Origin of the sequence: uncultured Gimesia sp. (genome assembly GCF_937919775.1) — a bacterium.
Taxonomy (GTDB): domain Bacteria; phylum Planctomycetota; class Planctomycetia; order Planctomycetales; family Planctomycetaceae; genus Gimesia.
Genome location: NZ_CALFPF010000788.1, coordinates 1 through 7,398 on the forward strand (window position 1 = coordinate 1; position 7,398 = coordinate 7,398).

At 49.1% G+C, this 7,398-nt stretch carries 4 protein-coding genes; all 4 read right to left on the bottom strand.

Annotated elements, in window-relative coordinates; translation table 11 throughout:
* The coding region (locus Q0294_RS22410) for a hypothetical protein (protein WP_299469903.1) at positions 1-437 on the bottom strand (437 nt) is incomplete at its 3' end.
* 193 nt (positions 438-630) lie between these two features.
* Positions 631-1,809 carry a methionine adenosyltransferase gene (gene metK / locus Q0294_RS22415; protein ID WP_299469904.1) on the bottom strand — a complete coding sequence of 393 codons (1,179 nt, stop codon included), beginning with the start codon at positions 1,807-1,809 and terminating at the stop codon, positions 631-633.
* Positions 1,810-2,091: 282 nt separating this feature from the next.
* A complete protein-coding gene (locus tag Q0294_RS22420) occupies positions 2,092-3,435 on the bottom strand; it encodes a 3-deoxy-D-manno-octulosonic acid transferase (RefSeq protein ID WP_299469905.1) in 1,344 nt (447 codons plus the stop codon).
* A 54-nt stretch (positions 3,436-3,489) separates the two neighbouring features.
* The gene (secA, locus tag Q0294_RS22425) at positions 3,490-7,038 is read right to left on the bottom strand and encodes a preprotein translocase subunit SecA (RefSeq protein WP_299469907.1); all 3,549 of its coding nucleotides are present in this window, start codon (positions 7,036-7,038) and stop codon (positions 3,490-3,492) included.
* Between the last annotated feature and the right edge of the window lie 360 nt (positions 7,039-7,398).

Sequence of the window (7,398 nt, forward strand, 5' to 3'; positions counted from 1 at the left end):
ATCACTTCCGGCTCTGCTTCAGCCAGTGTTTCCTCAGGTATAGCCAGCTGATCACCGGAAACTTGCCTTTGATCCTCAGGATTGTAAAACGCATCATGATTCTGGCTTTGGAAAGGAATTATTTCTGAATCGGGAGATTTTAATCCCTCACGATGGATCAACTCCAGAACCCCTGCAAAAGCCAGAAAATAGACCAGACCGAGGGACAAGCCGCCGATCACTGTCAATCCTCCTGCCGGCAGCATCGCAAACATGCCTGCCAACACCGGCAGAACCAGCGTCAGAGTCAACAGGCTCTTTTGACCGCCTGAAAGACTCATCAGCCTTAGATAACGAATCAAAAGCAGCGTGCCAGTAGAACTGCACGCCAGCAGGCCGCCAATTGTCACGAGGGGTAACAGACTCTGCTGAACCTGAAAGACACCTGTCCCCCGCATCAACACCAACATTCCTGCGATCAGGGTATTGATGCTGATGAAAAGAAAAGGGAAAAGCCATCTCAAACGAGACGACTTTCCCTGATTGGATCTCTCCCTGATTGGATTGAGACAGTGCTTTATTTCTTTCATGTCGAGCATCCTCCATTCTGCCCGGCAGGTGTTGTTTCACAAGTCAAACAACAGCCTGAGTTCAGGAAATGGCAAATTGCGGTTCAGGAATCTCAGCTCCCAGTCCGGCAGCGTCTCTCAATTCAGCAGCTTTGTCTGTCGCTTCCCAGGTAAAATCGGGATCATTGCGACCAAAGTGTCCGCCCCAGGTGGTTTTTCTGAAAATCGGTCGACGCAACTGCAAATGATTGATAATTCCCTGTGGGTTCAGTGGGAAGAGGTCTCTGACCAGTTCAGAAATTTTCTCTTCCGGAATGACTGAAGTTCCCTTGGTATCAACGTAGATACTGGTTGGCTCAGCAACACCGATGGCATAAGAAAGCTGAACTTCGCATTCAGAAGCCAGCCCCGCAGCTACAATATTTTTAGCGATGTAACGTGCCATATAAGCTGCGGAACGGTCGACTTTGGTGGAATCTTTACCACTGAAAGCACCACCGCCATGGCGTCCCCAGCCGCCATACGTATCGACAATGATTTTTCGTCCTGTCAGTCCGGTATCGCCATGCGGGCCACCAATCACAAACCGACCGGTCGGATTGATATGATATTTTGTTTGATCACTCAAAAAGTTGGCCGGAACCACATCCTTGATGACGTTTTCAATGATAAACTGGTGGATCTCTTCCTGGGTCACATCGTCCGTATGCTGCGTTGAAACCACAACGGCTGAAACCCCAACAGGCTTGCCGTCTTCGTAATCGACAGTCACCTGGCTTTTGCTGTCGGGTAATAACCAGTTGACTTCGCCATTCTGTCGAATTTCAGTAAGCCTGTTTAAAATTCGATGAGAAAGTGCAATCGGTACCGGCATATATTCTTCTGTCTGGTTGCAGGCATAACCAAACATCAGCCCCTGGTCTCCCGCCCCTTCCGCATCAACGCCTTGTGCAATATCTGCACTCTGCTGATGCAGCTTTACCAGAACTTCACAGGTATCTGCATTAAAGCCAATATCGTTGCTGGTGTAGCCAATATCCCGAATCACATCCCGGGCAATTTTCTCATAATCGACCTGGGCGTTACTCGTAATCTCTCCTGCAAGTACAACAAAATCGGTTGTACACAGAGTTTCACAAGCGACGCGTGAATAAGGATCGCCAGCCAGCAACGCATCCAGAATACCATCCGAAACCTGATCAGATACTTTGTCAGGATGCCCCATACTGACCGATTCACTAGTGAACGAGAAATTAGCCATGCGTTACTCCACCCTTTTGCATTTAACGTGGTCGTGAAATGTGTTGAGCCCGACCTCGGGCTGACTATTGCGTCTTTTGAGCCACTTAAACCCACCATACTTTAGGTATGACAGACTGTATCGCCATTGAAAAACAAGACAACCAATACGATTTGAGCATAATTGTAGAGCCCCCACCGGAACTCAACAAGCGTTTCTCACCTCTAGGTTAACGTTTTGGACAAGGTTTCTCAAAAGATCCGACCTGTTTTCATACGTAGTCGCAAAATATTCTCTGCAAATCTAAGCAGCACGCTCTCTGCAAATCGCTTCAGAATCCACAACCAGAGGGACAATCAGATCCACAGTCCGATTCGTAGCCCCCCGTTGATTCAAAACAAATGTCTGTGCCCGTCCCCCCTGGTCCTTTGCTTTTTGAGGGTCTTTCAGCCAGCCTGTGAGGGTCTCAAACAGTTCAGCCTGATCCCGAACCACTGTCGCCGCCTCATGCTGGATCAAAGCTTCGACAACATCTTTAAAGTTCCAGGTATTTGGACCAAACATCAGAGCGGCACCATAACCTGCCGGCTCAATCATATTTTGTCCGCCGCGTTTCGTCAGGCTGCCTCCCACAAACGCGAAATCAGCCAGTCCCCAGCAGGACTTTAACTCTCCCAGTGTATCCAGGAGGCAAATCGACGGTTTTTCACTGGTAGAAAAAGGCAGAACTGCTTTGGCAGCATCCTGCCGCTGATGACTGCGGCGAATGAGCGGCAATCCATAATTTTTTACAATTCCGGCGACGTCTTCAAACCGCTCCTGATGACGGGGCACGAGTATCAGTCGCAGCTGGGGAAACCGCTTCCTGGCTTCCAGATAAACATCCAAAGCGATGCGTTCTTCCGGAAACTGCGTGCTCCCTGCCACCAGAATTGTCTCTGATTCTTTCAATTGAAATGTATTTTTCAGCTCTCGTGTGAGCGAATTGTTCCTCTCGACCTCAATCCCGTCAAATTTGATGGAACCCGTCACGTGAATTCGTTCGCGATTCCCTTTCAACTTCTGAAACCGTTCGGCGTAAGTTTCCGTCTGAGCGGCAATCAGATGCAGGCGGTTCAACAGCGGGCCGATCAACTTGCGAATCCGCCAATAACCACGAAAACTCTTTTCACTCAAGCGGCCATTAATAATGGAAACGGGAATCTTGAATTTCTCTGCCGCCAGCACAAAATTAGGCCAGAGTTCCATTTCGACCAGAATCACCGCCGTCGGCTGAACTCGCTGTAGTGCACGCTGCACGGCCCAGGAAAAATCCAGTGGAAAATAACAAATTTCATGCTGGGGAAATTTCTCTCGGGCAACCGCAAACCCGGTATGAGTGGTTGTCGTAATCACAAATTCCACATTGGGTATTTTCGCTTCCAGTGCCTGCAATAAAGGCGGCAGTTGAAGTACTTCGCCGACACTTACCGCGTGAAACCACAGGCACGGACGGTCATTTTTCCGAATCGGCAGATTCCCCTGAAATTTCTGATCCCAGCCGGATCGATATTTCTTGAGCATCAATAACCGATAGAAAATCACCGGTGAAACGACCACCAGCAGCAGGCCGTAAGCCAGATTCAAGATGTATGAAAATAAACGCACGGGATTCCATTCCCCTCGCAGTTCTGAGCTTCGTTACCGCTTAAACGATCAATACTACAGATTTTTTCCGCAGCACTTTTTAAACTTCTTCCCGCTTCCACAGGGGCAGAGATCATTTCTGCCGACTTTAGGCTGTTGATTCACAATAGGCTCGATCGAGTGATGATCGGGCTCGGGAGCACTGCCGGAATCACCAACGGGCTCATCGTAGTTGTAATCATCAGTCACTTCCTCATGCACCGTCGCAGTCACCTGCCACAAAGAACCGACAAAATCAGGACTCTGTTTTTCCAGACGGAAGATGGCCGACGTCACTTGCTGACCAATCCGCCCCCACATGGCAGTGAAGGCTTTCATCCCTTCGCGACGATATTCGACTTTGGGATCTTTTTGAGCATAACCGACCAGACCAATGCCGGACCTTAAGTGGTCCATGTAATACAAATGATCTTTCCAGGACGTATCCAGCACTTCCAGAATCAGAGAACGCTCCGCCTGGCTCAGCTCGGGGCGATACCGCTGATTATAAGCCTGATACAAACGTGAACGGACTGCGTCATCGGATAACGGTTCCAGTTCTTCTGTCGTTAAATTCGTCTCCAGTTCCTGGTTGGCCCACATTACCAGTTCACCTAAGCCCGGATTCTGATGACCTGCATGCACACCATTTCCGGAGGCAGAAGATTGCTCTGAAGAATGTGCTTTGGTGAGGAACTGTTCAATTTGTGAAGAGATTTCTCCGTTCACAAAGACTTTTTCACTTTCAGCGGAGAGTATGTTCTGGATCTCACTAATCTGCTTGCCTTTTAGTGCTTCCAGGTCCAGCTGGGAATGAAATCGTGAGTTGGCCCATTTCACCAGACCAACGCGGCTGTTGGCTTCATTACCTGCCTGCTGGTTCCCCAGGAAATTATACATCCCGACGGTCACAGGAAAGGTAACTTCTTTTTCCCGGTAGAGCTCTTTGACTTTTTCGAGGATTTTCGCTTTGGATTCAGGAATATTCAGATCTTTGAATGTTTCGGGATCCACCTCGATACCAAACTGATAACTCAGATAACCGACCAGAGAACGTGTTCCCCAGGCCGGATCGAGAAATGTTTCTAAAGGTGTAAAATCGATTCGCTCAATGGCTTTCTGCGCGTGATCGTACAGGAATTGATGCAAACCGTCGCGGCCGATTTTCCTTAATTCGCGATCATTCAGATTCAGATTGAAATAGGCGTTTACCCACTTGGAAAGTGCCTGCCAGTTCCAGTCATCTTCATATTCTTCCGGAAGATTTTCGTTGATCTGTTCGGCAATTAAATCATCTGCCTGCAGACTAGCCTCATCTTTGAGGTAACCCACCAGTTGCTCGTAGGTCATATCGTGAACATTATCAGCTTCGACGTCGATATGCGCTTCCTGACTGCACCAGGCTGCGATCGTATCCCAGCGATAATTACTGTCGAGCAGACGTTCGACTTCTTCATCAATCTGTCGTTCGATCATTTCGAGAATCAAATCGCGACAATTACAACCATCCAGTATCCTCTGCCGATACCCGTAGACGTTTTTGCGTTGTTCGTCCATCACTTCGTCGTATTCGAGCAGATGCTTACGCTGCTCAAAATGGCGTTCTTCGACTTTTTTCTGGGCTCCCTCGATCCGCTTGGAGACCATTCCGCTCTCAATAGCTTCTCCCTCTTCCATCCCCAGCCGCGCCAGAATATTTTTAACCCATTCACCGGCAAAAACACGCATCAGCTTATCTTCCAGCGAGAGGAAGAAGCGGCTGGAACCCGGGTCCCCCTGACGGCCAGATCGCCCGCGTAACTGCAAATCGATGCGGCGGGAATCGTGGCGCTCAGAGCCGATCACATGCAGGCCCCCCAACTGGGTAACTTCATCGGCTTCAATATCCATGCCTTCGCGTTTTTCAATCTCTTTAACCAGTTGATCCCATTCCGCTTTGGGCACCTGCAAACGCGATTCATATTTCTTGCTCAGTTCATCCCAGGCCAGGTGTTCAGCACTTCCCCCCAGAATGATATCCGTACCGCGGCCTGCCATGTTGGTGGCGATGGTCACGGCCCCTTTGCGCCCTGCCTGAGCGATGATTTCGGCTTCGCGCTCGTGATGTTTCGCATTGAGCACATTATGCGGAATTCCATATTTACTCAGCCGATGACTGACGATTTCCGACTGCTCGATCGAAACCGTTCCAACCAGAATCGGACGACCCAGCTTGTGAACTTCCCGAACTTCATCAGCAATCGCCGTCCACTTTTCTTTCTCCGTCTGATAAATCACGTCCGGATGATTAATCCGCTGCATTGGACGGTTGGTGGGAATACTGACCACATCCAGCTTATAGATTTTCCAGAATTCTTCCGCTTCGGTCATCGCAGTACCGGTCATCCCGGCAAGCTTGTCATACAGCTTAAAGAAGTTCTGTAGCGTTATCGTCGCCAGCGTCTGCGATTCTTCCTTAATCCGAACACCCTCTTTGGCTTCCACAGCCTGATGCAGACCATCGCCCCACTGACGCCCCGGCATCAATCGGCCGGTGTGATCGTCGACGATAATCACTTCGCCCTGCTGAACCACATAGTTCACATCACGTTTATAAAGATGATGCGCCTTGAGTGAATTATCGATTAAATGCGGCCACTCCATATTGCCCGCTGTATAAAAACTTTCGACACCGGCCAGTTCTTCCGCATGTTTCACGCCCGCATCCGTCAGATGGCAGGTATGTTCTTTTTCCTTGACTTCAAAATCGACTCCCGGCGTCAGCTTGAGTGAAACCGAATTCGCCTTGGAATATTTTGTCAGGTCGTCCTGAGCCGGTCCGGAAATAATCAACGGTGTTCTGGCTTCATCGATCAGAATGTTATCAATTTCATCGACGATGGCGTAATTCAGCGGCCCCTGTACCTGCAGCTCTTTCACAGGTTTCATATTATCGCGCAGATAATCGAAACCAAATTCGTTATTCGTTCCGTAGGTGATATCGCAGCCGTAGTGCTTCTGCCGTTCTTCAGGTCCCATCCGGGACTGGATTGCTCCCACCGTCAGACCCAGTTCAATATGAATCGGCCCCATCCACTCCATATCACGGAGTGCCAGATAATCGTTGACCGTCACAATATGAACTTTACCCGACAAGGCATTCAGAAACGCAGGCAAGGAGGAAACCAGCGTTTTTCCTTCCCCGGTCACCATTTCAGCAATCATCCCTTTATGCAGGAAATAGCCCCCGATCATCTGTACGGCGTAATGCCGCATACTCAAATTACGCCGCGCAGACTCGCGTACCGCTGCAAAGGCGTAAGTCAAAATGTCATCCAGCGTTTCCCCCGCATCCAGGCGCGCGCGTAGCTTGGACGCCGTCTGTTTCAGCTCGGCATCTGACAGCTTCATTAACTCGGGTTCGAAACTGTCAATTTCTGCCAGCATCGAACCGGGAACGATTTCATCCCGGCCTTCCTTGCTTCTGACAAAACCCAGCTTTCGAATCTGCCGCTCATTCGATGATCCGAACAAACCTGTCAGAAAGCGTTCGAACCATGTCGTTACTACTGCCAGCCATTCACCCAGTTTGTCTAGGAATTCCATTTTTTAACCTGAACTCGAATTCTCGAAAAATAGTCTTCAATATTACTTCTGGCCCAGACCATGTTGACTGTCATACTGGCAGTAACAACGGCCTGTCCCAGGATTGCCAGAGCGCGTACCGCCCACAGATCATTCCTGACCAGATTCCATTTTATTTCTGTAAGTTCTTCTCTTTCCGAAGTTTATTTACTTTGAAAAATATGGTCAATGGCGTTATTGCGACCATATCCAACCAAAACTTCGAACAATTCAGAGGCTCACTCATACTGAAATGCAACCAATGTGCCAAGTCTGGGGGATTTGTAATATCTTCCTCTGGATAATTTAGCAGAAATTCTTATATTTCAGGTGAGGAATTTG

What these genes read in the sequence shown, in the direction of transcription:
- secA (WP_299469907.1), bottom strand. Translation starts at nt 7,038, where the DNA reads ATGGAATTCCTAGACAAACTGGGTGAATGGCTGGCAGTAGTAACGACA.
- metK (WP_299469904.1), bottom strand. Translation starts at nt 1,809, where the DNA reads ATGGCTAATTTCTCGTTCACTAGTGAATCGGTCAGTATGGGGCATCCT.